Below are 24944 nucleotides of genomic sequence, written 5' to 3'. Positions count from 1 at the left end.
CGACTGGAAATCAAGAAGGCCTGAAAGCTTCCAGGAAGCGCGTCATCTCATCGGTCGGTAGCGGTCGGCTGATCAGGTAGCCCTGAATCACGTCGCACTGCAGCGCGCGCAAATGAACCGCCTGCCCTTCTTCTTCGACCCCCTCGGCGACAATTTCGAGTCCGATTCAACCTGAACGCCAGTGTTCGGGCAAAGTGACCGGGTCTCCGGTAAAATATGCGATTGCTGTTTACCGCTTTACCCCCGATGGAATCCACTCTCACCGCGTCGGCGCAAACCGGCGATCCGGCCCTGGCGCGCGACGTCAGGAAACGCCGCACTTTCGCCATTATTTCCCACCCTGACGCGGGCAAAACCACGCTGACCGAAAAGCTGCTGCTGTTCGGCGGCGCGATCCAGATGGCCGGCACGGTCAAGGCGCGGAAAAGCGGACGCTATGCCACCTCCGACTGGATGGAGGTGGAGCGCGAGCGCGGTATTTCGGTGGCGAGTTCGGTGATGCAGTTCTCCCACGGCGACTGCGTGTTCAACCTGCTCGACACCCCGGGCCACAAGGACTTTTCAGAAGACACCTACCGCGTGCTGACGGCGGTGGACGCCGCGATCATGGTGGTCGACGCCGCCAAGGGCGTGGAGGAACAGACCATCAAGCTGCTGGAGGTGTGCCGTTTGCGCGACACGCCCATCATCACCTTCATCAACAAGATGGACCGCGAGGTGCGCGAGCCGCTGGAGCTGCTCGACGAGATCGAGTCGATCCTGAAAATCCACTGCGCGCCGGTGACCTGGCCGATCGGCATGGGCAAGCGCTTCCAGGGCGTGTATCACCTGCTCAACAACGAAATCCTGCGCTTCAAGGCGGGCGAGGAGAACGCCAGTCAGAAGTTCGAGTCGCTGCAAGGGCTGGGCGACGACGCCCTGAAGGAACGTTTCCCGCTCGAAGCCGACACCCTGCTGTCGGAAATCGAGCTGGTGCGCGGCGCCGGCGACAGCTTCGATCTCGATGCCTTTCTCAAGGGCAGGCAGTCGCCGGTGTTTTTCGGCTCCGGAATCAACAACTTCGGCGTGCGCGAAGTGCTGCGCGCACTGGCCGACTGGGCGCCGCCGCCGCAGCCGCGCGAGGCGGTCGAGCGCGTGGTCGACCCCACCGAGCCCAAGTTCACCGGCTTCGTTTTCAAGATCCAGGCCAACATGGACCCGCAGCACCGCGACCGCATCGCCTTCTTCCGCGTCTGTTCCGGGCGTTACAGCCCCAACATGAAAGTGCGCCACCGTCGCACCGGCAAGGACATAAAGATCGCCAACGCCGTGGTTTTCATGGCCAACGAGCGCACCCGCATGGAAGACGCGGTGGCCGGCGACATCATCGGCATCCACAACCACGGCCAGCTGCATATCGGCGACACCCTCACCGAGGGCGAGGCCCTGCAGTTCAAGGGCATCCCCTACTTTGCCCCCGAGCTGTTCAGCCGCCCGCGCCTGCGCGACCCGCTGCGCGCCAAGCAGCTGAACAAGGGCCTGCTGGAACTCGGCGAGGAAGGCGCGGTGCAGGTGTTCGAGCCCTTTACCGACAACACCCTGCTGATCGGCGCGGTCGGGCAGCTGCAGTTCGAGGTCGTCGCGCATCGCCTGAAAACGGAATACGGCGTCGACGCCAGTTTCGAGAACGCAGGTATCTACACCGCGCGCTGGGTCACCTGCCCGGACGCCCAGCATCTGGCCGAATTCACCAAGGCCAACACGCTGAAGCTGGCGAAGGACGTTGACGGCAACCTGGTGTATCTGGCGGATACCCGCGTGAATTTACAGCTGGCGCAGGAGCGCTGGCCCAAGGTCGCTTTCCACGACACAAGGGAACACGGGCAGCTGTTTGGCTAGGGAAAAACCGAATAAATCACTTCCCGTCATTGCGACCGCGAGCGAAGCGCGGCGGGAAGCAATCCAGAATGTCGGCAAAATGAAAAGCCTGGATCGCCACTTCGCTTCGCTCCTCGCGATGACGGAATGGTTCAACGCTTCCCTGGCGCTCACACAAAGGATTCTTATGCAGGACAACTATGAAGTACTGGGCGTCTCGCCCATTGCGACAGCAGATTCAATCAAGGCTGCTTACCGAAAAAAAGCCGCACAATATCACCCCGACAAAAACCAGTCTCCGGATTCCCCTACACGCTTCAGGGAAGCCCAGGAAGCCTATGAAGTGCTTTCCGACCCCGAGCGCCGCAAGGCTTACGACGAATACCGGCAACGCAATCTGATCGAAGATCCTTTGGCTGTCGCATGGGACATTTCAGGCAAATACATCCAGGACGTCATTCAGTGAAAAAATCCCGTTATTTTTCGGATCTCATCAAAAACTACATCGATGAGATCGATGACCTGGTGACAGATTCCGGTGGCAAATCGGTGCTGCAAAAGCGCCTGGACGAAAAGCGGCGGGAAATCGACGCCATCCTGCCAATGATCGAATTCAGCCCGGAAATGGTATCGGTCGTTTTCTACGGCGCCTTTGGTTTCAGGTCGCCTGAAATCATGCAACAGGTCGTGCTGAGCGAGCCCGGAGATGCCACGTTCTTCGCATGGGCCGAACTGGAAAACGAGTTGACGGTATCGGACTGGGCCAGGCCGCTGATCGAATCGTCGCTGAAAGCGGATGGAGGCGATGTATTCCTCGTCGCCGCCGCCGCGCTGGAATTCCTGCGCGGCAAGGATTCGGTGGCGGCGCCGATGCGCGAGTCGGAAGCCGAGAAAGAAGACGATGACGAAAGCGGCGATGAGAATGGCTCGGATGACTTGAACGAGGCAGGCGCGGATTGGCTCGCCGAGCAGGGATTCGATCCGCTGGATCGTTAAGCGTAACTATTCATAAAGAAGGACATGGCATGCATCCGGTTGTTTTGAAATCCTCGCAGTTGATACTTGCCGGCGATATCGCCGGCGCCGAGCATGCGCTCGCGACCATTGCCGACGAGCAGGGCGATCACGCGCTGGTGGAGATCCTGGACGAGTTGCAGCCCAAGGACCTGCTTGCGGTCATGCGCGAATTCGATTCGTCCAGGGAATCCGTGGTGAACATGCTGGTCACGCCCAAGCAGTTTGCCCGCTCGATCGTGCTGGAAAAAAAGTATGGCGATCGCACCAGCGAAAGACTGCGCGCCATGGTGAATGCCGTTCTTTACCGCGACGCCGACACCACCCACGAATACCTCGAGGCCATGGCCGACATCGAGGGCGGCAGTGACACGCTGGCCGACTATTTTGCCGACCATTACGACGAAGTTTTTTGTTTCGCCACAAACGGGAGTTTCACGCCGCAAATCGATCCTGATTCCGATGTCAAAACCCACAACACCTGGCTGATGGAAAAAATCGAGGAAATCGATCATGGCCTGGCGTTCGGCAATTTCATCGAAGATACGCGCCCGCTGCTATCCCGTTCGGAGGTGGCCGATGGCGATTGGATGGAAACCGCCTGGGTGCTGCGCTACGAGGTGCCCGATGCATTCGAGGAAACGATGATCATCCTGCGTGACCGTACGCAGAAAATGCTGGAGATGTTCGATGCGGCTTTCGCGCCCGAATTTCCGGACGCCGGGCAAGCGGCGGGCGACGAGGAAGAGTCCGCAATTTAAGGGCTGGACGCATGGCAACCGCACTCGCGACTTTCGACAGTCGGCCGTTTTTCGACAAGGCCCTGCGTTACGGCGTTCAGCAGGGGCTCATCACGCCTGAACGACTGCTCGGCATCCAGACGGATTTTTCCAAAGGCATTGTGCAGATCGCCAACTTTTTCGGCACCGCTCATCTGCGTCCCGAACTCGAACTCGCGCTGCGCCGCATGGTGAATCTGGTCAGCCTCTACCTCGAGGACATGTCGGGCGGCGACCTGAAGATCGCCGCAACCTCCTTGCGTGACAAGACCTTGCTGTCGCACTCCAAGGCCGGCTCGGACATGCTCAAACGGCTCCATGCGATGCCGGACGGCACGCTGATCGAAGATGGTCCGGTTTCAGCCGAGAGGCAACGCGCCTATCTCGACGAAAAAACGGCTGCGGATACGATCTCCTTTGCCGAATATCGCTCTGGGCTTGCCATGCGCCAGGAGAACCGGAACATGATCGATTTCGCGTTCTGGCTGGCAACAAAAATGGGCGTTCCCCGCGACGATGTCGATGAAGCGGAGTCGCTGATCCGGAGCGCCATGCTGGTGATCTTTGTAGATCAGGCCGATCTGAAGCTGCCGACCCGCACGGTTTTTGTCCGCTTGTTCAAAGCCGCCAGGAATCCGACAGCCAGATTGGACGAAGACCGGCTGAAAGCCTTCCTCAGGGAGGCGCCAACGGAATTCCAGCAGCTTGCACGCCGTGCGATGGACCGTTTCATCGAAACGGATTTGCCGCAGATTCGGGCGTCCTCCAGCACGGTGGATAAATTTCTGTATGGGAACTCAGGCGGGATGTATTTCGTCAGCGAGAGCCTGGACGAAGACGTCAGGGAATACGATCGCCTGGTTGCCAGGGAATGGGATCGCGTGACGCGAGGCGAGGCGGACGACCCGGCGGTTGTGGCCACGGTGTTTCTTCTCGTTGCGACAGGATTTCCACCCAAAGCCAGCCTGCTCCTGCGGGAAGCACGGGAAATCATTCGTGTTTTTCGGACGTGCGGTTTTGATTCCCAGGCCGTGATCAAGTTTGTCGACGACCATGCGCCTGAAGCGATGCGGGAGGACTTGCAGAAATTCTGGAAGGATGAGCTGCAGGGCGAAGCGGAAGAACAGCTCAGCGATCGCGACCCCAACTGGCCGGACACCCACATGGCACGTGCTCTTGAATACCTGAGAAAAACCTGCCGTGCCACCTGGAAAGTGCGCAGGCAGTAATTGTTCGGCTTCAGCTTTCCCTGAAAAACCGGATTGCCTCGTCCAGCCGATGAACAGGATGGATTTCCATCCCGGGGATTTTCTGTTTGGGCTGATTGGCGGCCGGCACAATGGCCTGGGTGAACCCAAGCTTGGCGGCTTCCTTCAGGCGTTCCTGGCCGCGCTGCACCGGCCGGATTTCGCCGGCGAGACCCACTTCGCCGAACATCACCAGTTTGTCGGGCAGGGGCTGGCTTCTCAGCGACGACACGATCGCCGCCAGCACCGCCAGATCGGCCGCAGGCTCGCTGATTTTCACCCCGCCTACCGCGTTGACGAACACATCCTGATCGGAACAAGAAATGCCGGCATGGCGGTGCAGCACGGCCAGCAGCATGGCGAGCCGGTTCTGTTCCAGGCCAACCGACAGACGGCGCGGATTGGGCGACTGGCTGCTGTCGACCAGCGCCTGGATTTCGACCAGCAGCGGACGCGTGCCTTCCTGCGTCACCAGCACGCAGGAGCCCGGCACCGGCGCGCCGTGGTGCGACAGGAAGATGGCCGAAGGATTGGACACGCCTTTCAAGCCCTTCTCGGTCATCGCAAAGACGCCGATCTCGTTCACCGCGCCGAAGCGGTTCTTGATCGCGCGCACCAGGCGAAAACTCGATCCGGTATCGCCCTCGAAATACAGCACGGTATCGACGATGTGCTCGAGCACGCGCGGGCCGGCGATGGCGCCTTCCTTGGTGACATGGCCGACCAGCAGAATCGCGCAGCCTCTCTGCTTGGCGTAGCGCGTCAGCTGCGCCGCGCATTCGCGCACCTGCGCCACCGAACCGGGCGCCGAGGTCAGGGTTTCGGAATACACGGTCTGGATCGAATCGATCACCGCGATGGCGGGCTTGATCGAGGCGAGATGGCCCAGAATCGCTTCGAGCCGGATCTCCGGCAACACCGGCAGATGCGCTTCCGGCAACTGCAGGCGGCGCGCGCGCAGCGCCAGCTGCTGCGCCGATTCCTCACCGCTGACATACAGCGTCGGCAGGCTTTGCGACAACACCGCCAGCGCCTGCAGCAGCAAGGTCGATTTGCCGATGCCGGGATCGCCGCCGATCAACACCACGCCGCCTGCTACCAGCCCGCCGCCGAGCACGCGATCGAGCTCGCCGAGGGTGGTCGGAATCCGGCTCGCCTCGGCGCCCTCCACTTCGCCCAGCATCTGCACCTGGCTCGACGCCGCCAGCGCCTGGTAGCGCGGCTTGGCCGACTCGGCAATGGTCTCGACCAGGGTGTTCCAGGCGTTGCAGGCCGGACACTGCCCCTGCCACTTGGGGGATTGCCCACCGCACTCGGTGCAGCTGTAGATCGTTTTGGTTTTGGCCATTCGCCGGACTACGCGGGGAACACACCGGTAGACAGATAGCGGTCGCCGCGGTCGCACACGATGGAGACGATGACCGCATTCTCGACTTCCTTCGACACCTGCAATGCCGCCCACAGCGCGCCGCCCGACGAGATGCCGGCGAAGATGCCTTCCTCGCGCGCCAGCCGACGGGTGGTTTCCTCGGCGTCCTGCTGGGAGACGTAGACCATGCGGTCGACGCGGCTGGGGTCACAGATTTTCGGTACGTATTCTTCCGGCCATTTGCGGATGCCGGGGATCTGCGCACCCTCGGTCGGCTGCACGCCGACGATCCGGATAGCGGGGTTCTGTTCCTTGAGATAGCGCGAGCAGCCCATGATGGTGCCGGTGGTACCCATGCTGGAAACGAAATGGGTGATCTTGCCCTCGGTGTCGCGCCAGATTTCCGGGCCGGTGGTGCGGTAGTGCGCCTCCGGATTGTCGAAATTGGCGAACTGGTCGAGGACCTTGCCGGCGCCCTGCTTCTCCATCGCAATCGCCAGATCGCGCGCGCCTTCCATGCCCGCTTCCCGGCCCACCAGTTGCAGTTCGGCGCCGAAGGCGCGCATGGTCTGGCGCCGCTCGATCGAAGCGTTTTCCGGCAGGATGAGGATCATCCTGTAGCCGCGCATCGCCGCCGCCATGGCGAGCGCGATGCCGGTATTGCCGCTGGTGGCCTCGATCAGCGTGTCGCCGGGCTTGATCTCGCCGCGCGCCTCGGCCTGCTCGATCATGGCCAGTGCCGGGCGGTCCTTCACAGAGCCCGCCGGGTTGTTGCCTTCGAGCTTGACCAGCACGGTGTTCGAGGTCGCACCGGGCATACGCTTGAGGCGCACCAGCGGGGTGTTGCCGACACAGTCTTCGATGGTTTTGTACATGCTCTACTGGCGTCCGATCGGCAGGTAATCGAAGCCCATCCCGCGCATCGCCTGCGGCTCGTACAGGTTGCGGCCGTCGAACACCAGCGGCGTTTTCAACAACGCCTTCATGGTGCCGAAATTGGGGCTGCGGAACACTTTCCATTCGGTGACGATCAACAGCGCGTCGGCGCCCTTCAGCGCGTCCATCGGGCTGTCGACCAGCAAGAGATCGGCACGCTCGCCGTAGATGCGGCGGGCTTCCTCCATCGCCGCCGGGTCGTAGGCCGACACGGCGGCACCCATCGCCCACAGCGCTTCCAGCATGCTGCGGCTGGGCGCCTCGCGCATGTCGTCGGTGTTGGGCTTGAACGCGAGGCCCCACATGGCGAAGCGCTTGCCCTTGAGGTCGGTGCCCAGCTTTGCGGTCAGTTTGTCGACCAGAATCTGCTTCTGCGCGTCGTTGGCCTCTTCCACCGCATCGAGCACGCGCAGCGGAATACCGTTTTCCTGCGCGGTGCGGCGCAGCGCCTGCACGTCCTTGGGGAAGCACGAACCGCCGTAGCCACAGCCGGCATACAGAAAATCGTAGCCGATGCGCGGGTCGGAGCCGATGCCGTGGCGCACCTGCTCGATGTCGGCGCCGAGTTTTTCGGCCAGCACGGCGAGCTCGTTCATGAAGGAAATGCGTGTCGCCAGCATGGCATTGGCGGCGTATTTGGTCAGTTCGGCGCTCTTCACATCCATCACCGTGAGGCGGTCATGGTTGCGCTGGAACGGCGCGTACAACTGGCGCAGCAGGGCCGTGGCATGCTCGCTGTCGGTGCCGATGACAATGCGGTCGGGCTTCATGAAATCGTCCACCGCCGCACCTTCTTTCAGGAATTCGGGGTTGGAGGCGACATTGAATTCGATCGCTACGCCGCGTTGTGCGAGTTCTTCCGTGAGCGCCGCCTTCACCTTATCGGCGGTACCGACCGGTACGGTCGATTTGTCGACCACCAGCTTGTAATCGGTCATGTGGCGGCCGATGTTGCGTGCCGCCGCCACCACGTACTGCAGGTCCGCCGAGCCATCCTCGTCCGGCGGCGTACCGACGGCGATGAACTGGATCTGGCCGAATGCCACCGATGCCTCGATGTCGGTGGTGAAATGTAGCCGGCCTGCAGCGACGTTGCGCTTCACCATGTCTTCCAGCCCCGATTCGTAGATCGGGATGCCGCCGGCTTTCAACATTTCGATTTTTGTCGGATCGACGTCGAGGCACAACACCTCGTTGCCGACTTCCGCCAGGCAGGTTCCGGTCACCAGGCCCACATAGCCTGTGCCGATTACGGTAATTTTCACAGCGTCTTCTTCCTATATATTCCGTATGCCGGATTGAATCTGTTTGAGCGCAGCCAGCGGATCGGCCGCGGCTGTGACCGGGCGCCCGATCACCAGGTAGGTCGCGCCGGCGCGCAAGGCCTCGGCCGGCGTCATCACGCGGCGCTGGTCGCCCGCCTCGGCCCCCACCGGGCGTATTCCCGGCGTGACCAGCCGGAAGTCGGTTCCCAGGTCGGCACGCAGCAGGGTGGCCTCTTGCGCCGAGCAGACTACACCATCGAGCCTGCAGGCCTGTGTCAGGCGTGCCAGCCGCAGTACCTGTTCGGCAGGCGAACCGGCCACGCCGACCTCGCCCAGATCTTCGGCACTCATACTGGTCAGCACGGTCACCGCGATCAAGAGCGGCGGATGCGGCAAATCCGCGAGCGCTTCGCGTGCCGCCTCCATCATGCGGCGTCCGCCCGAGGCATGGACGTTCATCATCCACACGCCCAGGCTCGCGGCCACGCGGCATGCCGCCGCCACGGTATTCGGAATGTCGTGGAACTTCAGATCCAGGAAAATCTCGAAGCCGCGCGCCACCAGCGTCTGTACCAGCTCCGGCCCAGCCACGGTGAACAGCTCCTTGCCCACCTTGAGCCGGCACAGTGCAGGGTCGAGCCGCTCCACCAGCGCCAGCGCGGAGGCCGCATCGGCATAATCCAGCGCCACAATGATCTTGGTCGAATTCACGCTGCCACTTGCTCTTGAAACGTGTATCTTGAATCCCGCATCTCAGCTTTCCCCCTCGCGCCGTTCGGGGTCAAAGCTGTCCCATCGTCCGCACGCCGGGCAACGCCAGAAGAACTGCTTGGCCTTGAACCCGCAGCTACCGCACTGGTAGCGCATCATGCGCTGGCTGTGCGACGCCACCAGATTTTTTTCCACCTGCAGCAACTCGCGCTGTTCCGGCTCGGCATTGATGAGCTCGGCTTCCAGCAGGCGGTCCAGCGTGCGCAGGCTGGGATTGCGGCGCAGTTCCTCGCGCGCCAGCTGGCTGGCAGCTGTCGCGCCTTCGGCTTCGGATACGGCCAGATACAACGCGCTGAATACGTCCTGCGACGGTTGCCGGGCATACAGCGCACGCAGCCATTGCACGCCTTCCACCAGCCGCCCCAACTGGCGATAGCTGCCGAGCACACGGTCCACCACCAGCGCCATGTGTGCCGCGCTCTGAGTTTCGACCAGGCGCCAGTCGGCAATCGCGGCTTCGTGGCGTCCTGCCGCCGCGTCAAGATCGCCGGCCATGAGATTGGCGCGCACCGACTGGCGGTTGGCCGAGAGTGCCCGCTGCAGGTGTGCGGCGGCCGCGTCGGGATTGCCTTTCGCCGATTCCTGCAGCGCCTGTTCGCAATAGAAGTGGGCAATATCGGCATTGAGCGGCTTGCTGGTGTCCTTCTCCAGCAGACGTGCCGCGTCGATGGCCTTCTGCCAATCCTTTTCCTGTACGTAGATTTCCAGCAGGTAGGTGCGCGCCAGCCCATGCTGCGAGGTTTCCAGAAGCTTGCCGAACACCTGCTCGGCGCGGTCGAGCAGCCCGGCCTTCAGATAATCCTGCCCCAGTTCGCTCATCGCGCGCAGACGCTGGTCTTCGGCCAGGCCCTCTTGCTCAAGCAGGTTTTCGTGCATGCGTATGGCGCGGTCGAGTTCGCCGCGGCGGCGAAACAGGCCGCCCAGCGCAAAGTGCAGATCGATGGTCTGGGGTTCGAGTTTGACGACTTCGAGAAAGGCTTCGATGGCCTTGTCCGGTTGCTCGTTGAGCAGGAAATTCAGCCCGCGGAAATACGAATTGGGCAGTGCGCGCGATTCGGTCACCACCTGGCGAATGTCGATCCGCGCCGCCAGCCAGCCGAGCACGAAAAACAGGGGGAACGCCAGCAGCCACCAGAACTCGAATTCCATGGCGCGTCAGACGACAGGCATGTCGGTCTGCATCATTGTCGTGTCTCCCCCGGCCGCCTGCGGCCTGAGGGAAAGCTCGCGCCGCAGGCGAAATACGGTCGGCAGCAAGGCTAGCACGCCCATCAGCACGCCCAGCATGAACGCCAGCCCCAGCATGACGATCAACGGCGCCTGCCACACATAGTCCAGGTAGGAATTGAACGTGACGCTATGGCTGTTTTTCAGGGCGAAGCCCAGCACCAGCAGGAACACCAGCAGTTTCGCCGCCAGCCCCAGATAACGTGTGAGATTTTTCATGGTCGATCGCGTCAGAGTGGCGTCCATTCTACCTTTGCAGGCCAACTTCAAAAAGTGGCGATGAAAAAGAAAACGGCGCTCAACGCGCCGTTTTCACCTGCCTTGCACGCGAACTCAGAGCGGGAAATCCACCCGGTCGCGCAACTCCTTGCCTGCCTTGAAGTGCGGCACATACTTGGCCGGCACCTGCACACGCTCGCCCGTCTTGGGGTTGCGCCCAAGACGGGCGGGACGAAAGCTCAGGCTGAAGCTGCCAAAACCGCGGATTTCGATCCGTTCGCCGCGCGCCAGGTTTTTCACCAGTGCGTCGAGGATTGTTTTCACCGCCATCTCGATATCCGCAACCGAAAACTGCGAATGCCGCGCCGCGAGTTGAGCAATCAGCTCGGACTTGGTCATGGATTACTGCTCGGCACTCTTGTTTTCGAGCTTGGCTTTCAACAGCGCGCCGAGGTTGGTCGAACCGGTGGCGGCCGCAGCGGAGTCGGCGGCGAGTTTTTTCATCGCCGAATCCTGCTCGGTCATGTCCTTGGCCTTGATCGACAGGTTGATCACGCGGTTCTTGCGATCGACGTTGATAATCATGGCTTCGATTTCGTCGCCTTCCTTGTAGTGGCTGCGCATGTCTTCGACGCGGTCGCGCGAAACTTCGGATGCGCGCAGGTAACCTTCCATGTCGCTGTCCAGCTGCACGGTGGCACCCTTGGGCTCAACGGTCTTGATGGTGCCCTTGACGATGCTGCCCTTCTCGTGACCCGTCGCGTAGCTGGTCAGCGGGTCGCCTTCGAGCTGCTTGATGCCGAGCGAAATACGCTCGCGCTCGAGATCGATGCCCAGCACCACGGCCTCGACGTCCTGGCCCTTGCGGAAATTGCGCACGGCCTCTTCGCCGGGAACGCTCCATGACAGGTCGGACAGGTGAACCAGGCCGTCGATGCCGCCCGGCAGGCCGATGAACACGCCGAAGTCGGTGATCGACTTGATCGCGCCGCCGACCTTGTCGCCCTTCTTGTGGCTGATCGCGAAGTCTTCCCACGGGTTGGACTTGCACTGCTTCATGCCCAGCGAGATGCGGCGCTTGTCCTCGTCGATGTCAAGCACCATGACTTCGACCTCGTCGCCCAGCTGCACCATCTTCGAGGGGCTGACGTTCTTGTTGGTCCAGTCCATTTCGGAGACGTGCACCAGGCCTTCGATGCCTTCCTCGATTTCGACGAACGCGCCGTAGTCGGTGAGGTTCGCAACCTTACCGAACATGCGGGTACCCTGCGGATAGCGGCGTGCGATGCCGACCCACGGATCGTCACCCAGCTGCTTGATGCCGAGCGAAACGCGGTTTTTCTCGGTGTCGTAGCGCAGGATCTTGGCTTCCAGTTCCTGGCCGACATGCACCACTTCGGACGGATGCTTGACGCGACGCCAAGCCATGTCGGTGATGTGCAGCAGGCCGTCGATGCCGCCCAGATCCACGAACGCGCCATAGTCGGTGATGTTCTTGACCACGCCCTTGACGATGGAGCCTTCCTTCAGGTTCTCCATCATCGCTTCGCGGTCGGCACCCATGGTCTCTTCCAGCACGGCGCGGCGCGATACCACCACGTTGTTGCGCTTGCGGTCGAGCTTGATGACCTTGAATTCCATTTCCTTGTATTCGTAGGGCGTGGTGTCCTTGACCGGACGCATGTCCACCAGCGAACCCGGCAGGAAGGCGCGCAGGCCGCCCACCAGCACCGTCAAACCGCCCTTGACCTTGCCCTGCACCATGCCGGTGACGATCCGGCCTTCGTTCATCGCGGCTTCCAGATCCAGCCATGCGGCCAGTTTCTTGGCACGCTCGCGCGACAGCTTGGTGGCGCCGAAGCCGTCTTCGATCGACTCGATGGCGACCGCGACAAAATCACCGATCTTGGCTTCGATTTCGCCCAGATCATTCTTGAATTCTTCAAGCGGAATCAGGCTCTCTGATTTGAGACCGGCATTCACGGTCACGAAATTGCTGTCGATGTCGATAATTTCAGCGGTGATGACTTCACCCTGACGCATTTCCTGATGAACCAGGGATTCCTCGAACAGGTCGGCAAAACTTTCCATCGAAGGGGGGGGGCTTTCCATCAAAGCGGGGGTGGAAGTAGCGGTAGCAGTAGACATTAAAACCTTCAGTCCGCCGGTGAGGACGGGGTTAGTTGCACATCGCCAGCCTGCGGGCGCAGGACTGACACGTTAATTACCTTACTTGCTGCGGCCCATACACGAAGTGTAGTGCATCAGTACCGCCTGCACCGCCGACTCGATATCCATGTGGGTGGTATCAAGCAACAACGCATCGGCGGCGGGCTTGAGCGGCGCCACGGCACGGGCCGCGTCGCGCGCATCGCGCGCCTGCATATCAGCGACAAGGGCCGAGAGATTAGCAGGGTTTCCCTTCCCGATCAACTGCTTGTACCGCCGCTCCGCCCGCGCGGAGGCAGAGGCGGTGAGGAAGACCTTGGCCACCGCGTCTACAAACACCACGGTGCCCATGTCGCGGCCGTCGGCCACCAGCCCGGGGGCCTGTCGATAGGCGCGCTGGCGGTCGAGCAGCGCCGCGCGCACCGCCGGCAGCGCGGCGACTTTCGATGCGCCCTCGCCCACCGTTTCGGCGCGGATGGCGTCGGTGACGTTTTCCTCGCCCAGCCACACTGCGCCGTCACGAAATGTCGCCGGCAGTTTTGCCGCCAGCGCCGCCACGCCCGCCTCATCATCGAGCGCCACGCCATGCTTCATTGCCGACAGCGCGGTCAGCCGGTAGAGCGCGCCGCTGTCGAGAAAGTGAAACCCCAGCGCCGCTGCCACGCGCTCGGCCACGGTGCCCTTGCCCGAGGCCGAGGGGCCATCGATGGTGATTACGGGTGAGGGGTGAGGGGTGAGGGGTGAGGAACGCGTCATTGGGCAATCCCCGCAAACGTCTTGAAATACGTCGGGAAGGTCTTGTTCACGCACGCCGGGTCGTTGATGCGCAGCGGCACGCCGCCGAGTGTTACCAGCGACAGGCACATCGCCATGCGGTGGTCGTCGTAGGTATCGATTACCGCGTGAGGGGTGAGGCGTGAGGCGTGAGGCGGGGTGATGCGGATGAAGTCCGCACCCTCTTCCACCGTCGCGCCGACCTTGCGCAGCTCGATCGCCATCGCAGCGATGCGGTCGGTTTCCTTGACCCGCCAGCTGGCGATGTTCCGTAGTGTGGTGACGCCATCGGCGAACAGCGCCACCACCGCCAGCGTCATCGCGGCATCCGGAATGTGATTGCAGTCGAGATCGATCGCGTTCAGTCGGCCGTTTGCCGGCGAACGCGCTTCGATCCAGTTCGGCCCCATCTCGATCTGCGCACCCATTTTTGCCAGCGCATCGGCAAAGTGCACGTCGCCCTGCACGCTGTCGCGGCCCACGCCCTCTACCCGCACCGGGCCGCCGCCGATGGCGCCGGCGGCCAGGAAATACGACGCCGACGAGGCATCGCCTTCAACCCATATTTCGCCGGGGCTCTGGTAACGCGATGCCGCTGGCACGCCGAAGCGCTGCCAGCCGTCGCGTGCGATCCCGACGCCGAAGCGGCGCAGCATCGCCAGCGTGATACCGATGTAGGGCCTGGAAATCAACTCGCCCACCACTTCGATCGTGGTGTTGCGCTGGCGCAGCGGCAATGCCATCAAGAGACCGGTGAGAAACTGGCTCGACACATTGCCGCGCACCTCGGTCGTGTCGCCGGCCAGGTCGGCGGGATGGATGTGCAACGGTGGAAAGCCTTCCTGGCCGAGATAGTCGATACGTGCGCCCAGCTGACGCAGCGCGTCGACCAGATCACCGATCGGCCGCTCGTGCATCCGTGCCACGCCTTTCAGCACATACTCGCCGCCGGACAGCGCGCACGCGGCGGTCAGCGAACGGAATGCCGTCCCGGCATTACCCAGGAACAGCTCGGCCTGCTTGACCGGGAACACTCCGCCTGTGCCGGTAATCTCGTAATCGTCGGAATCGCTCACCCGCGCGACCCCCACGCCCAGTACACGCAGGGCATCAAGCATCACCCGTGTGTCGTCGGAGTCGAGCAACGCCCGCACGATCGTTGTGCCCTGTGCCAGCGCCGCCAGCAGCAGCACGCGGTTGGAAATGCTTTTGGAGCCAGGCAGGCGTACCGTGCCACGTGCCGCGCTGGATGCGGGCAAATCGAGAAAGTCCATCAAGAATCCTGTTTTTTCATCCAGTTCTCACGCGCGTTGCGGGCGCGTGAGAACAGTTTCAGCAAGGCGTCGGCGTCTTCCCCGGCCACGGCCTGACGCAGCGATTGCAACGCGGCGACATAGGCGTCCAATTCAGCCAGCACCGCCTCGCGGTTCGCCAGCGCGATGTCGCGCCACATCTCGGGCGCGGAGCCGGCGATGCGGGTGAAATCGCGAAAGCCGCTGGCGGCATAGCGGAAGAAGGTGCCGCCGTCGGCGCGCTGCGCCAGTTCGTCCACCAGCGTGTACGCGGCCAGGTGCGGCAAGTGGCTCACCGCGGCAAACACGCGGTCGTGCTGCACGGCATCCAGCATTTCGACCTGCGCCCCGGCCGCCTCCCACAGCGCCCGCACGGTGGCGAGCGCGTCGGCACGGGTGTCGGCCTGCGGCGTCAGCACTACTTTCTTGCCCTGGTACAGATCGGCGCGCGCGGCGCCGGGGCCGCTCTGCTCGGAGCCGGCAATCGGATGGCCGGGCACGAAATCGGCGGCCCGCGCGCCGAGCGCCGCACGGGCCGCCGCGACCACGTTGGCCTTGGTGCTGCCGGCGTCGGTGACGATGGCGCCGGCCTTCAGATGCGGCGCGAGATTTTTCAGTACGGCTTCGGTCTCGCCCACCGGCAGCGCCAGCAGGATGCAGTCGGCCTGGCCGACCCCGGCCCAATCGACCGCGCGGTCGATCAGGCCAAGCTCGCGTGCGACGGTGAGCCGCGCCGGACTGCGGCCGACCCCCAGCACCGTATGCACCGCACCGGCCTGTTTCAATGCCAGTGAGAAGGAACCGCCGATCAGACCGGTGCCGACGATGGCGAGCGTGTCGACGATCACAGGCAGTCCTTACAAGGGTCAGGCCGCGGTTCTAAAGCTGCTAAAGCGGCAAGAACCACGCTCAATGCGTCGAGGAAACGGGCGTTCTGTCCGGCCAGTCCAACCGACACACGCAGGAATTCGGGCAGGCCGTAATTGGCCACTGGGCGTACGATGACGCCGCGCTTCAGCAATTCGGTATTGATGCGTGCGGCATCGCCGACTTTCGCCAGCAGGAAATTGCCTTTCGACGGCACGGTTTCGACGCCCAGACCGGCCAGCCCGGCAACCAGCTGCGCCATGCCGGCGCTGTTCAGCGCATAGCTGCGCGCGAGGAACTCGGCGTCGTCGAGCGCGGCTTCAGCCGCGGCGAGCGCGGGCACATTGACATTGAAGGGATGGCGCACCCGGTTGAGCAGGTCGATGACGTCGGCGCTGCCGAGTCCGTAGCCGACGCGCAATCCGGCCAGGCCATAGGCCTTGGAAAAGGTGCGGACGATCAGCAGGTTGGAGAAGCGCGCCAGCCAGGCCGCGGTGTCGCAGCGCCCGGCCGGCGGCAGGTATTCGCCGTAGGCCTCGTCCAGCACCACCAGAACCCGGGGCGGCACGGTTTCGAGGAAAGCCTCGAGTTCCGTCCACGGCAGGAAGGTGCCGGTCGGGTTGTTGGGATTGGCGATCCACAGCACGCGGGTGTCGTCGCGGATCGCCGCCCGCATCGCGGCCAGATCGTGACCGTAATCCTTCGCCGCCACCGCGATGCCCTGCGCGCCCGCGGTCTGCGTGGCAAGCGGGTACACCGCGAAAGCGTGTTGCGCGTAAACGGAAGAGGCGCCGGGCGCCAGGAAAGCGCGCGCCGCCATGTCCAGCACGTCGTTGGAACCGTTGCCGAGCACGATCCGGTTTGCCGCGACGCCCAGTTTTTCCGACAGCTTCGCCTTTAGCGCAAACCCGGCGCCGTCGGGATAAAGCGCCATGTCGGCGAGGGCGTCCTGCGCCGCCGCCAGCGCCCGCGGGCTGGGGCCGAGGGGGTTTTCATTGGATGCCAGCTTGACGATGTCGGCTTCGCTCAGCCCGAGTTCGCGCGCGAGTTCGGAAATGGGCTTGCCGGGCGGGTAGGGGGCAATCGCGCGCACATGCGGCGGCACGAGGTCACAGCAATTAATCACGAGGCCGCGGGGTAGGAACCGAGAATCTTCAGGAAGGCGGCGCGCGCCTTGATTTCGGCCAGCGCGCCAGCCAGTTTGACGTCTTCGCGGTGGCCTTCGCAGACGACGAAGAACAGGTATTCCCAGTTGCTTGACCGGGCCGGGCGCGATTCGAGCTTGCTCATGGAAATGCCTGCATCGGCGAGCGGCTGCAGCAGCTTGACCACCGCGCCCGGCTGGTTGTGCGCGCCCATCACCAGCGAGGTCTTGTCGCGCCCGGACGGCGCGGCATCGGTCTGCCCCAGCACCAGAAAACGCGTGGTGTTGCTGGCCTCGTCCTCGACGCGTTTTTCCACCACGGTCAGGCCATACAGTTCGGCGGCGGTTTCCGAGCCCAGCGTGGCGGCATCGGGCTCGACGGCCGCGCGGCGCGCCCCTTCGCTGTTGCTGACCACGCTGACCCGTTCGACGTTGGGGAGATGGCGGTTGAGCCATTGCTGGCACTGGGCGAGCGATTGCGCGTGGCCATATACCCGTTGAATGCCGCCCAAGCCGCCATGCTTGCGCATCAGGGTCTGGTGGATCGGCAGCATCACCTCGCCGCAGATCTTCAGCGGGCTTTCGACTATGAGATCGAGGGTGCGGCCGATCGCACCCTCGGTCGAGTTTTCCACCGGCACCAGGGAAAAATCGGCGCGCCCGGTTTCCACCGCCTGAAAGCACGCATCGATATCGGTCTCGGCCAGCGCCTCGACCTCATGGCCGAAATGCTTCATCACCGCCTGCTGGGTGAAGCTACCGGCAGGGCCGAGGTAGGCCACACGGGTGGTGACTTCCACTGCGCGACATGCCGACATGATTTCGCGGATCAGCCGCTCGACGGTGTCGCCGGACAGCGGCCCGGGGTTGGCCTCGCGCAGGCGCCGCACGATCTGCGCCTCGCGCTCGGGGCGGTAGATCTTTTCGCCGTTCTTGGCACGCCCGACCTGCTGGGCGATGCCCGCGCGCTCCGACACCAGTTGCAGGACGGCGTCGTCGATGCTGTCGATGCGCGCGCGTAGCGCCTTCAGTCCCTCGTCCATCGCGTCAGGCGGCAGGCAGATAGCGCACCGCGAGCACGCCGGCGATGGCGGAGAGCTGCTGCATGACGGCGTCGGTCACCGCGTTGTCGACGTCTACCATCGTATACGCCATGTCGCCCTTGGACTTGTTGATCATGTTGTGGATGTTGAGTCCGGCGGCGGCCAGCACCGACGAAATCTGCCCCACCATGTTGGGTACGTTGGCATTGGCAACCGCGACGCGGTACGCGGATTCGCGCGGCATGCTGACGTTGGGGAAGTTGACCGAATTGAGAATGTTGCCGTTTTCCAGATAGTCGGCGAGCTCCTCGGCCACCATCACCGCGCAGTTCTCCTCGGCTTCCTCGGTGGACGCACCCAGATGCGGCAGCGCCACCACCTTGGCGTGGCCCTTGAGTATGTTCGCCGGAAAGTCGCAGAGGTAGGCGTGCAGCTTGCCGGCATCGAGCGCCTCGATCACCGCGGCGTTGTCGACCACGCCCTCGCGTGCGAAATTCAGTAGCACCGCGCCGGGACGCATCACGCCGATACGCTGGGAATTGATCAGATTGCGGGTGGCATCGACGAGCGGCACGTGAAGGGTGACGAAGTCGGCCATGCGCAGCACATCCTCGACATTCTCGGCGCGCTTGACCTGCGACGGCAGCCGCCAGGCAGCGTCAACGGTAATCGACGGATCGAATCCAATCACGTTCATGCCGAGCTTGATCGCCGCTTCGGCGATATAGGAGCCGATCGCGCCCAGCCCGATCACACCAATCGTGCGGCCCGGCAGTTCAGTCCCGGCAAACTGCTTCTTGCCGGCCTCGGTCGCCTTGTGCATGTCCTCGTCGGTGCCGGCCAGGCCCTCGACGAGCTTCAACGCCGGCACCAGGTTGCGCGCGCCGATCAGCATGCCGGCGATCACCAGTTCCTTCACCGCATTGGCGTTGGCACCCGGCGCGTTGAACACCGGCACCCCGCGCTCCGACATTTTCTTGACCGGGATGTTGTTGGTGCCGGCGCCGGCGCGGGCAATCGCGCGCACCGACGCCGGAATGTCCATCTCGTGCATGTTGGCCGAACGCACCAGGATGCCGTCCGGATCGGCGATGTCGCCGCCGACGATGTAATGCTCGGGTAGCCGCGCCAGTCCGCGCGCGGAAATCGCGTTGAGGGTGAGAATCTTGCGCAGCTCAGCCATGGCTCTTCTCGAATTCGTTCATGTACCCGACCAGCGCGCGCACGCCCTCGACCGGCATCGCATTGTAGATCGAGGCGCGCATGCCGCCGACCGAGCGGTGGCCCTTCAACTGGATCAGTCCGCGCGCCTGTGCGCCCTTGAGGAAGGCCTCGTCGAGCGCAGCGTCCTTCAGGGTGAAGGGGATATTCATCAGCGAGCGGTTGTCCATCGCCACCGGCGAATTGTAGAAATTGGTCGCATCGAGCGTGTCGTACAGTAGACCAGCTTTTTCACGGTTGGTTTTTTCCATCGCGGCGAGGCCGCCGCGCGCCTTCAGCCACTTGAACACCAACCCCGCGGTGTACATGGAGAAGGTGGCCGGCGTGTTGTACATCGAGTCGTTGTCGGCGTGGATCTTGTAGTCGAACATGGTCGGTGTGCCTTTCACGGTCTCGCCGATCAGGTCGTCGCGTACGATGACGATGGTGAGGCCGGCCGGGCCGATATTCTTCTGTGCGCCGGCATAGATCACGCCGAATTTCGACACGTCGATCGGGCGCGACAGGATGGTCGACGACATATCGGCCACCAGCGGCACGCTACCGGTGTCGGGAGTCCAGAAGATTTCCACCCCGCCGATGGTTTCGTTGGGCGTGTAGTGGACGTAGGCGGCGTTGGGGTCGAGCTTCCACGCATCCTGCGTCGGCGCGTAGCTGAACTTCCTGTCTTCGCTCGACGCCACCACGTTCACCGCGCCGTATTTCTTCGCTTCCTTGATGGCCTTCTTCGACCACTCGCCGGTGTTCAGGTAGTCGGCACCGGCTTTGCCGCGCAGCAGGTTCATCGGCACCATGGCGAACTGACTCGACGCGCCGCCCTGCAGGAACAGCACCTTGTAATTGGCGGGAATGCCCATCAGTTCGCGCAGGTCGGCTTCCGACTCGGCGGCGATACCCATGAATTCCTTGCCGCGATGGCTCATTTCCATCACCGACATGCCGCTGCCGTGCCAATCGACCATCTCGGCCTGCACCTGCAGTAGAACGTCTTTGGGTAGCACGGCCGGGCCGGCGCTGAAGTTATAGATCGTCATGATTTAGTCTCCTAATTCCTCTTCGTTATCGGTTTCAGCCACTTTTTCCAGGCTGATCAGTGTTTCACCCTTATCCAGGTTGATCAACGTGACGCCCTGCGTCGCGCGGCTCATGGAACGGATTTCCTTGACGCGGGTGCGGATCAGCACGCCGCCGGTGGTGATCAGCATGATCTCGTCATCCGGCTTCACCAGCGTGGCGGCCACAACCTTGCCATTACGCTCGCTGGTCTGGATTGCGATCATGCCCTGCGTCGCGCGCGCATGGCGGGTATATTCGTCGATTGGCGTGCGCTTGCCGTAGCCGTTCTCGGTCGCGGTCAGCACGAAGTCGTTCTCGTCTTCGGCCACCAGCAGAGAAATCACCGTCTTGCCCTTGGCGAGCTTCATGCCGATGACGCCGCGCGCGGTGCGTCCCATCGGGCGCACGTCGTTCTCGTCGAAGCGCACCGCCTTGCCGCCATCGGAGAACAGCATCACGTCGTGGCGGCCGTCGGTGATCGACGCGCCGATCAGGAAATCCTTGTCGTCCAGGCCCACCGCGATGATGCCGGCCGTGCGCGGGCGCGAGAAATCGGACAGCGGCGTTTTCTTGACGATGCCGTTGCTGGTCGCCATGAACACATAGTGGTCGTCATCGAAGGTCTTGACCGGCAGCAGCGCGCTGATCTTCTCGTCGTCTTCCAGTGGCAGCAGGTTGACAATCGGCTTGCCGCGCGCGCCGCGTCCGCCCTGCGGCACGTTGTAGACCTTGAGCCAGTACATGCGTCCGCGACTGGAGAAGCAGAGGATGTAGTCGTGGGTATTGGCGACGAACATCTTCTCGATGAAGTCCTCATCCTTGGTGCCTGCCGCCTGCTTGCCGCGCCCGCCACGCTTCTGCGCGCGGTAGTCGTCGAGCGGCTGTGCCTTCATGTAGCCGCTGTGCGACAGCGTCACCACCATCTCTTCCGGCTTGATCAGGTCCTCCATCGACATGTCCTGGGCGTTTTCGACGATCACCGAGCGGCGCGCGTCCCCGAACTGATCCCGAATCTGGGTCAGTTCGTCACGGATGATCTGGGTGATGCGCGCCGGGTTGGCGAGGATATCGAGCAGGTCGGCGATCTTCGCCATGATGTCCTTGTACTCGCCGATGATCTTGTCGGATTCCAGGTTGGTCAGCCGCTGCAGCTGCATTTCCAGGATGCGCTGCGCCTGGATTTCCGACAGGTGGTAGCCGTCGCCATGCAGACCGAACTCGGGCCCGACGTTCACCGGCCGCGAAAACTCGGGATCGATGCGCGCCAGCATTTCCTCGACCATCGCCGACTTCCAGGCGCGACTGAGCAGGCGCTCCTTGGCGATCACCGGAGTTTCCGAACTCTTGATCAGCTCGACGATCTCGTCGACGTTGGCCAGCGCCACCGCCAGCCCTTCCAGGATATGGCCGCGCTCGCGCGCCTTCCGGAGGTCGAACACGGTGCGGCGGGTGACGACTTCGCGCCGGTGGCGCAGGAAGGCATCGAGCATCTGCCTCAGGTTGAGCAGGCGCGGCTGGCCTTCGATCAGCGCCACCATGTTCATGCCGAAGGTGTCCTGCATCTGCGTCTGCTTGTACAGATTGTTCAGGATTACGTCGGCATTCTCGCCGCGCTTCAGTTCGATATAGACGCGCATGCCGGACTTGTCGGATTCATCGCGCAGATCGGCGATGCCGTCGATCTGCTTGTCGCGCACCAGTTCGCCGATCTTGATCAGCAGATTGGCCTTGTTCACCTGGTACGGCAGCTCGTCGATGATGATCGCCTGTTTGCCGCCCTCCCTGCCCACATCCTCGAAATGGCAGGTGGCGCGCATCACCACGCGGCCACGCCCGGTACGATAGCCGTCGCGCACGCCCGTCAGGCCGTAGATAATGCCGGCGGTCGGGAAGTCCGGCGCCTTGACGATGGCGATCAGCGACTCGATGTCGATCTCGGGGTCGTCCAGCAGCGCAAACAGCGCGCTACAGATATCGGTGAGGTTGTGCGGCGGAATATTGGTTGCCATGCCCACCGCAATGCCCGACGAACCGTTGATCAAGAGGTTGGGGATCTTGGTCGGCATCACCAGCGGCTCATGCTCGGAGCCGTCGTAGTTGGGGCCGAAATCGACCGTTTCCTTGTCGAGGTCGGCCAACAGCTCATGCGCGATTTTCGACATGCGCACTTCGGTGTAACGCATCGCCGCCGCATTGTCGCCGTCGACCGAGCCGAAGTTGCCCTGGCCGTCGATCAGCGGGTAGCGCAGCGAGAAATCCTGCGCCATCCGCACCATGGTGTCGTACACCGCGGTGTCGCCGTGCGGGTGGTATTTACCGATGACGTCGCCGACCACGCGGGCCGACTTCTTGTAAGCCTTGTTCCAGTCGTTGCCCAACTCGTTCATCGCAAACAGCACGCGGCGATGCACGGGCTTCAGACCATCGCGCACATCCGGCAGCGCGCGACCCACGATCACGCTCATGGCGTAATCGAGGTATGAGCGCCGCATCTCGTCTTCGAGACTAACCGGGAGGGTTTCCTTGGCAAACTGTTCCATGGCCGGCTTTTATTGTTGACTTAAAGCCCGTGATTTTAGCATGGCCGCCCGCTCCGCCAGCCTTTGCCAAACCGCGGCCAAACAGTGAAAATGCAGCCCACCATGAAAGCCCCCGCCGATCTCCTTCTCCTGCCGCAATGGGTAGTGCCCGTCGAATCCGCTGGCACCGATGATCCCGCACGCGCCTGCGGCGCCCTGGCCGAACATGCCGTGGTCGTCCGGGGCGGCGAGATTCTCGACGTGCTGCCCGCCGACGCCGCGCAGGCACGTTACGACGCCGCACAAACGGTCGACCTGCCCAACCACGCGCTGATCCCGGGCCTCGTCAACCTGCACGGCCACGCCGCGATGTCTCTGTTGCGCGGCTTTGCCGACGATCAGCCGCTGATGACCTGGCTCAACGAGCACATCTGGCCGGCCGAGAAAAAGCACGTGTCCGAGGCCTTCGTGCGCGACGGCACCCTGCTCGCCGCCGCCGAAATGCTCGCGGGCGGCATCACCACCTGCAACGACATGTATTTCTTCCCGCAGACCGCCGGCGAAGCCTTTCTGCAGGCCGGCATGCGCGCCACTCTGGGCATCATTGTGCTGGAGTTCCCCAGCGCCTATGCGTCGGACGCCGACGACTACCTGGCCAAGGGCTTGGCCATGCGCGACGAGCTGAAGGACGAGCCGCTGCTCTCCTTCACCTTCGCCCCGCACGCGCCCTACACCATTGCCGACGCCACCTTCGGCCGCATCAACACCCTGGCCGAACAACTCAGCCTGCCCATTCACATCCACATCCACGAAACGGCCAACGAAGTCCGCGACAGCCTCAAGCAATACGGGATGCGGCCGCTGGAGCGGCTGGCGGGACTGGGCCTTTTGGGGCCGAACTTCATCGGCGTCCACGCGATCCACGTGAACGACGCCGAAATCGACCTGCTGGCGCAAAACGGCTGCCATGTGGCGCATTGCCCGACAGCGGGCCTGAAACTCGGGTCCGGCATCGCGCCGGTGAACCGGTTCATGGCGGCTGGCGTCAATTTCGGTTTCGGCACCGACGGCCCCGCCAGCAACAACCGCCTCGACCTGGTCGCCGAAATGCGCCTGGCCTCCCTGCTGGCCAAGGGCGCCAGCGGCGACGCCGCCGCCCTGCCCGCCGCCGCCGCGCTCAAGGCCGCCACCCTGGACGCCGCCTGCGCGCTCAATCTCGACAGCCGGATCGGCAGCATCGTCCCCGGCAAGCGCGCCGACCTGGTCGCGGTTGACCTGCGTGCCCTGTCCAGCCAGCCGGTATTTGACCCCGTCTCGCACCTGGTTTACGTTGCCGGACGCGAGCACGTCACCCATGTATGGGTCGACGGCAAGCTGAAACTGAATGACCGCCGCCTGGTCGATCTGGACACCGACGATCTGAATGCCCGCGCCCATTACTGGCGCACCAAGCTCACTGCCTGAGGTTTTTGTTATGAGTAATGTCGACACCGCCGAAATCGCCAAGTTTTCCGAACTCGCCCACCGCTGGTGGGACCCGAATTCCGAATTCAAGCCGCTGCACGAGATCAACCCGCTGCGCCTGAAGTGGATCGACACGCTGGCGCCGCTGGCCGGCCGGAAAGTGCTCGACGTCGGCTGCGGCGGCGGCATCCTGGCCGAGGCGATGGCCGGCGCCGGCGCCGAGGTCAGCGGCATCGACCTGTCGGACAAGGCGCTCAATGTCGCCAAACTGCACCTGTACGAATCGGGCAAGCGCGTCGACTATCGACTAGTGTCCGCCGAAGACTACGCCACGCGGCACGCAGGCGAATTCGACATCGTCACCTGCATGGAAATGCTCGAACACGTCCCCGATCCGGCTTCCGTCGTCGCCGCCTGCGCGCGCCTGGCCAAGCCGGGCGGCTGGGTGTTCTTCTCGACGCTCAACCGCAACGCCAAGAGCTACCTGTTCGCCATCGTCGGCGCCGAATACGTCTTGAAGCTGCTGCCGCGCGGCACCCATGACTACGCCAAATTCATCCAGCCCGCCGAACTCGCCCGCATGGCGCGCGAAGCCAGGCTCGACACCCAGGAGCTGATCGGCATGACCTACAACCCGCTGACCAAGGTCTACAAGCTGGAAGCGGACACCGACGTCAACTACCTGCTAGCGACGCGCCGGGGGGATTGAAG

The 24944-nt window shown here is 63.2% G+C and carries 24 protein-coding genes; 7 read left to right on the top strand and 17 right to left on the bottom strand.

All coding sequences use genetic code 11. From position 1 onward, the window contains the following. Positions 1–10: 10 nt before the first annotated feature. Complete coding sequence (locus ACZ41T_RS14470) at positions 11–154, bottom strand: hypothetical protein (RefSeq protein ID WP_464923990.1); 144 nt, start codon at positions 152–154, stop codon at positions 11–13. Positions 155–246: 92 nt separating this feature from the next. Between ACZ41T_RS14470 and ACZ41T_RS14465 the strand changes: the two genes are divergently transcribed. The 5 genes from ACZ41T_RS14465 to ACZ41T_RS14445 are packed head-to-tail and all read left to right on the top strand — an operon-like array spanning position 247 to position 4879. Next, positions 247–1878 carry a peptide chain release factor 3 gene (locus ACZ41T_RS14465; RefSeq protein WP_464922067.1) on the top strand — a complete coding sequence of 544 codons (1632 nt, stop codon included), beginning with the start codon at positions 247–249 and terminating at the stop codon, positions 1876–1878. Continuing rightward, positions 1871–2323: a DnaJ domain-containing protein gene (locus ACZ41T_RS14460; RefSeq protein ID WP_464922066.1), complete on the top strand. Its 453-nt coding sequence runs from the start codon at positions 1871–1873 to the stop codon at positions 2321–2323. Before ACZ41T_RS14465 ends, ACZ41T_RS14460 begins: the two co-directional genes overlap by 8 nt. After that, a complete protein-coding gene (locus ACZ41T_RS14455) occupies positions 2320–2853 on the top strand; it encodes a hypothetical protein (RefSeq protein WP_464922065.1) in 534 nt (177 codons plus the stop codon). Before ACZ41T_RS14460 ends, ACZ41T_RS14455 begins: the two co-directional genes overlap by 4 nt. A gap of 29 nt (positions 2854–2882) precedes the next feature. Then, positions 2883–3632, top strand: a complete 750-nt coding sequence (locus ACZ41T_RS14450; RefSeq protein WP_464922064.1) for a hypothetical protein — start codon at positions 2883–2885, stop codon at positions 3630–3632. Between the two features lie 11 nt (positions 3633–3643). Beyond that, positions 3644–4879 (top strand): hypothetical protein, encoded by a 1236-nt coding sequence (locus ACZ41T_RS14445; RefSeq protein ID WP_464922063.1) that lies wholly within the window; start codon positions 3644–3646, stop codon positions 4877–4879. Positions 4880–4889: 10 nt separating this feature from the next. Here the strand turns inward: ACZ41T_RS14445 and radA are convergent, their stop codons facing one another. The 16 genes from radA to gyrA all read right to left on the bottom strand — a co-directional run bounded on the left by radA (position 4890) and on the right by gyrA (position 22790). After that, entirely contained in the window at positions 4890–6245 is a 1356-nt protein-coding gene (radA, locus tag ACZ41T_RS14440) for a DNA repair protein RadA (protein ID WP_464922062.1), read from the bottom strand. 8 nt (positions 6246–6253) lie between these two features. Next, positions 6254–7141: a cysteine synthase CysM gene (cysM, locus tag ACZ41T_RS14435; RefSeq protein WP_464922061.1), complete on the bottom strand. Its 888-nt coding sequence runs from the start codon at positions 7139–7141 to the stop codon at positions 6254–6256. A 3-nt stretch (positions 7142–7144) separates the two neighbouring features. Further along, complete coding sequence (locus ACZ41T_RS14430) at positions 7145–8467, bottom strand: UDP-glucose dehydrogenase family protein (protein WP_464922060.1); 1323 nt, start codon at positions 8465–8467, stop codon at positions 7145–7147. Between the two features lie 12 nt (positions 8468–8479). Beyond that, complete coding sequence (gene pyrF, locus ACZ41T_RS14425; protein WP_464922059.1) at positions 8480–9178, bottom strand: orotidine-5'-phosphate decarboxylase; 699 nt, start codon at positions 9176–9178, stop codon at positions 8480–8482. Positions 9179–9220: 42 nt separating this feature from the next. Beyond that, positions 9221–10387, bottom strand: coding sequence for a lipopolysaccharide assembly protein LapB (gene lapB / locus ACZ41T_RS14420; protein ID WP_464922058.1), 1167 nt, complete (start codon positions 10385–10387; stop codon positions 9221–9223). A gap of 6 nt (positions 10388–10393) precedes the next feature. After that, positions 10394–10684 (bottom strand): lipopolysaccharide assembly protein LapA domain-containing protein, encoded by a 291-nt coding sequence (locus ACZ41T_RS14415; protein WP_464922057.1) that lies wholly within the window; start codon positions 10682–10684, stop codon positions 10394–10396. Between the two features lie 114 nt (positions 10685–10798). After that, positions 10799–11083, bottom strand: coding sequence for an integration host factor subunit beta (locus tag ACZ41T_RS14410; RefSeq protein WP_464922056.1), 285 nt, complete (start codon positions 11081–11083; stop codon positions 10799–10801). 3 nt (positions 11084–11086) lie between these two features. Further along, positions 11087–12832 carry a 30S ribosomal protein S1 gene (gene rpsA, locus ACZ41T_RS14405; protein ID WP_464922055.1) on the bottom strand — a complete coding sequence of 582 codons (1746 nt, stop codon included), beginning with the start codon at positions 12830–12832 and terminating at the stop codon, positions 11087–11089. 81 nt (positions 12833–12913) lie between these two features. After that, complete coding sequence (gene cmk, locus ACZ41T_RS14400; protein ID WP_464922054.1) at positions 12914–13609, bottom strand: (d)CMP kinase; 696 nt, start codon at positions 13607–13609, stop codon at positions 12914–12916. Next, the gene (aroA, locus tag ACZ41T_RS14395) at positions 13606–14901 is read right to left on the bottom strand and encodes a 3-phosphoshikimate 1-carboxyvinyltransferase (protein WP_464922053.1); all 1296 of its coding nucleotides are present in this window, start codon (positions 14899–14901) and stop codon (positions 13606–13608) included. The genes cmk and aroA overlap by 4 nt, the downstream gene beginning before the upstream one ends. Continuing rightward, positions 14901–15767 carry a prephenate dehydrogenase gene (locus ACZ41T_RS14390; RefSeq protein WP_464922052.1) on the bottom strand — a complete coding sequence of 289 codons (867 nt, stop codon included), beginning with the start codon at positions 15765–15767 and terminating at the stop codon, positions 14901–14903. The genes aroA and ACZ41T_RS14390 overlap by 1 nt, the downstream gene beginning before the upstream one ends. Further along, the gene (hisC, locus tag ACZ41T_RS14385) at positions 15764–16909 is read right to left on the bottom strand and encodes a histidinol-phosphate transaminase (protein WP_464923989.1); all 1146 of its coding nucleotides are present in this window, start codon (positions 16907–16909) and stop codon (positions 15764–15766) included. The genes ACZ41T_RS14390 and hisC overlap by 4 nt, the downstream gene beginning before the upstream one ends. After that, the gene (pheA, locus tag ACZ41T_RS14380; RefSeq protein WP_464922051.1) at positions 16909–17973 is read right to left on the bottom strand and encodes a prephenate dehydratase; all 1065 of its coding nucleotides are present in this window, start codon (positions 17971–17973) and stop codon (positions 16909–16911) included. Before pheA ends, hisC begins: the two co-directional genes overlap by 1 nt. Positions 17974–17977: 4 nt before the next feature. Then, positions 17978–19156, bottom strand: coding sequence for a phosphoglycerate dehydrogenase (locus tag ACZ41T_RS14375; protein WP_464922050.1), 1179 nt, complete (start codon positions 19154–19156; stop codon positions 17978–17980). Then, on the bottom strand, positions 19149–20228 hold the full coding sequence (serC, locus tag ACZ41T_RS14370; RefSeq protein ID WP_464922049.1) for a 3-phosphoserine/phosphohydroxythreonine transaminase: 1080 nt from the start codon (positions 20226–20228) through the stop codon (positions 19149–19151). The genes ACZ41T_RS14375 and serC overlap by 8 nt, the downstream gene beginning before the upstream one ends. Positions 20229–20231: 3 nt before the next feature. Continuing rightward, complete coding sequence (gene gyrA, locus ACZ41T_RS14365) at positions 20232–22790, bottom strand: DNA gyrase subunit A (RefSeq protein WP_464922048.1); 2559 nt, start codon at positions 22788–22790, stop codon at positions 20232–20234. Between the two features lie 102 nt (positions 22791–22892). On the opposite strand from gyrA, the gene ACZ41T_RS14360 reads away from it, so the two are divergent. Next, on the top strand, positions 22893–24233 hold the full coding sequence (locus ACZ41T_RS14360) for a TRZ/ATZ family hydrolase (RefSeq protein ID WP_464922047.1): 1341 nt from the start codon (positions 22893–22895) through the stop codon (positions 24231–24233). A gap of 10 nt (positions 24234–24243) precedes the next feature. Then, entirely contained in the window at positions 24244–24942 is a 699-nt protein-coding gene (gene ubiG, locus ACZ41T_RS14355) for a bifunctional 2-polyprenyl-6-hydroxyphenol methylase/3-demethylubiquinol 3-O-methyltransferase UbiG (protein WP_464922046.1), read from the top strand. The last annotated feature ends 2 nt before the right edge of the window (positions 24943–24944 follow it).

The sequence above is a fragment of the Thiobacillus thiophilus genome, assembly GCF_055378705.1.
This window is presented reverse-complemented; position numbering and strand designations above follow the sequence as displayed.

What these genes read in the sequence shown, in the direction of transcription:
- ACZ41T_RS14375 (WP_464922050.1), bottom strand. Translation starts at nt 19,156, where the DNA reads ATGGCTGAGCTGCGCAAGATTCTCACCCTCAACGCGATTTCCGCGCGC.
- ACZ41T_RS14445 (WP_464922063.1), top strand. Translation starts at nt 3,644, where the DNA reads ATGGCAACCGCACTCGCGACTTTCGACAGTCGGCCGTTTTTCGACAAG.
- radA (WP_464922062.1), bottom strand. Translation starts at nt 6,245, where the DNA reads ATGGCCAAAACCAAAACGATCTACAGCTGCACCGAGTGCGGTGGGCAA.
- ACZ41T_RS14415 (WP_464922057.1), bottom strand. Translation starts at nt 10,684, where the DNA reads ATGAAAAATCTCACACGTTATCTGGGGCTGGCGGCGAAACTGCTGGTG.
- ACZ41T_RS14465 (WP_464922067.1), top strand. Translation starts at nt 247, where the DNA reads ATGGAATCCACTCTCACCGCGTCGGCGCAAACCGGCGATCCGGCCCTG.
- serC (WP_464922049.1), bottom strand. Translation starts at nt 20,228, where the DNA reads ATGACGATCTATAACTTCAGCGCCGGCCCGGCCGTGCTACCCAAAGAC.
- lapB (WP_464922058.1), bottom strand. Translation starts at nt 10,387, where the DNA reads ATGGAATTCGAGTTCTGGTGGCTGCTGGCGTTCCCCCTGTTTTTCGTG.
- rpsA (WP_464922055.1), bottom strand. Translation starts at nt 12,832, where the DNA reads ATGTCTACTGCTACCGCTACTTCCACCCCCGCTTTGATGGAAAGCCCC.
- ubiG (WP_464922046.1), top strand. Translation starts at nt 24,244, where the DNA reads ATGAGTAATGTCGACACCGCCGAAATCGCCAAGTTTTCCGAACTCGCC.
- ACZ41T_RS14360 (WP_464922047.1), top strand. Translation starts at nt 22,893, where the DNA reads ATGAAAGCCCCCGCCGATCTCCTTCTCCTGCCGCAATGGGTAGTGCCC.
- aroA (WP_464922053.1), bottom strand. Translation starts at nt 14,901, where the DNA reads ATGGACTTTCTCGATTTGCCCGCATCCAGCGCGGCACGTGGCACGGTA.
- ACZ41T_RS14450 (WP_464922064.1), top strand. Translation starts at nt 2,883, where the DNA reads ATGCATCCGGTTGTTTTGAAATCCTCGCAGTTGATACTTGCCGGCGAT.
- pheA (WP_464922051.1), bottom strand. Translation starts at nt 17,973, where the DNA reads ATGGACGAGGGACTGAAGGCGCTACGCGCGCGCATCGACAGCATCGAC.
- cmk (WP_464922054.1), bottom strand. Translation starts at nt 13,609, where the DNA reads ATGACGCGTTCCTCACCCCTCACCCCTCACCCCTCACCCGTAATCACC.
- cysM (WP_464922061.1), bottom strand. Translation starts at nt 7,141, where the DNA reads ATGTACAAAACCATCGAAGACTGTGTCGGCAACACCCCGCTGGTGCGC.
- ACZ41T_RS14410 (WP_464922056.1), bottom strand. Translation starts at nt 11,083, where the DNA reads ATGACCAAGTCCGAGCTGATTGCTCAACTCGCGGCGCGGCATTCGCAG.
- gyrA (WP_464922048.1), bottom strand. Translation starts at nt 22,790, where the DNA reads ATGGAACAGTTTGCCAAGGAAACCCTCCCGGTTAGTCTCGAAGACGAG.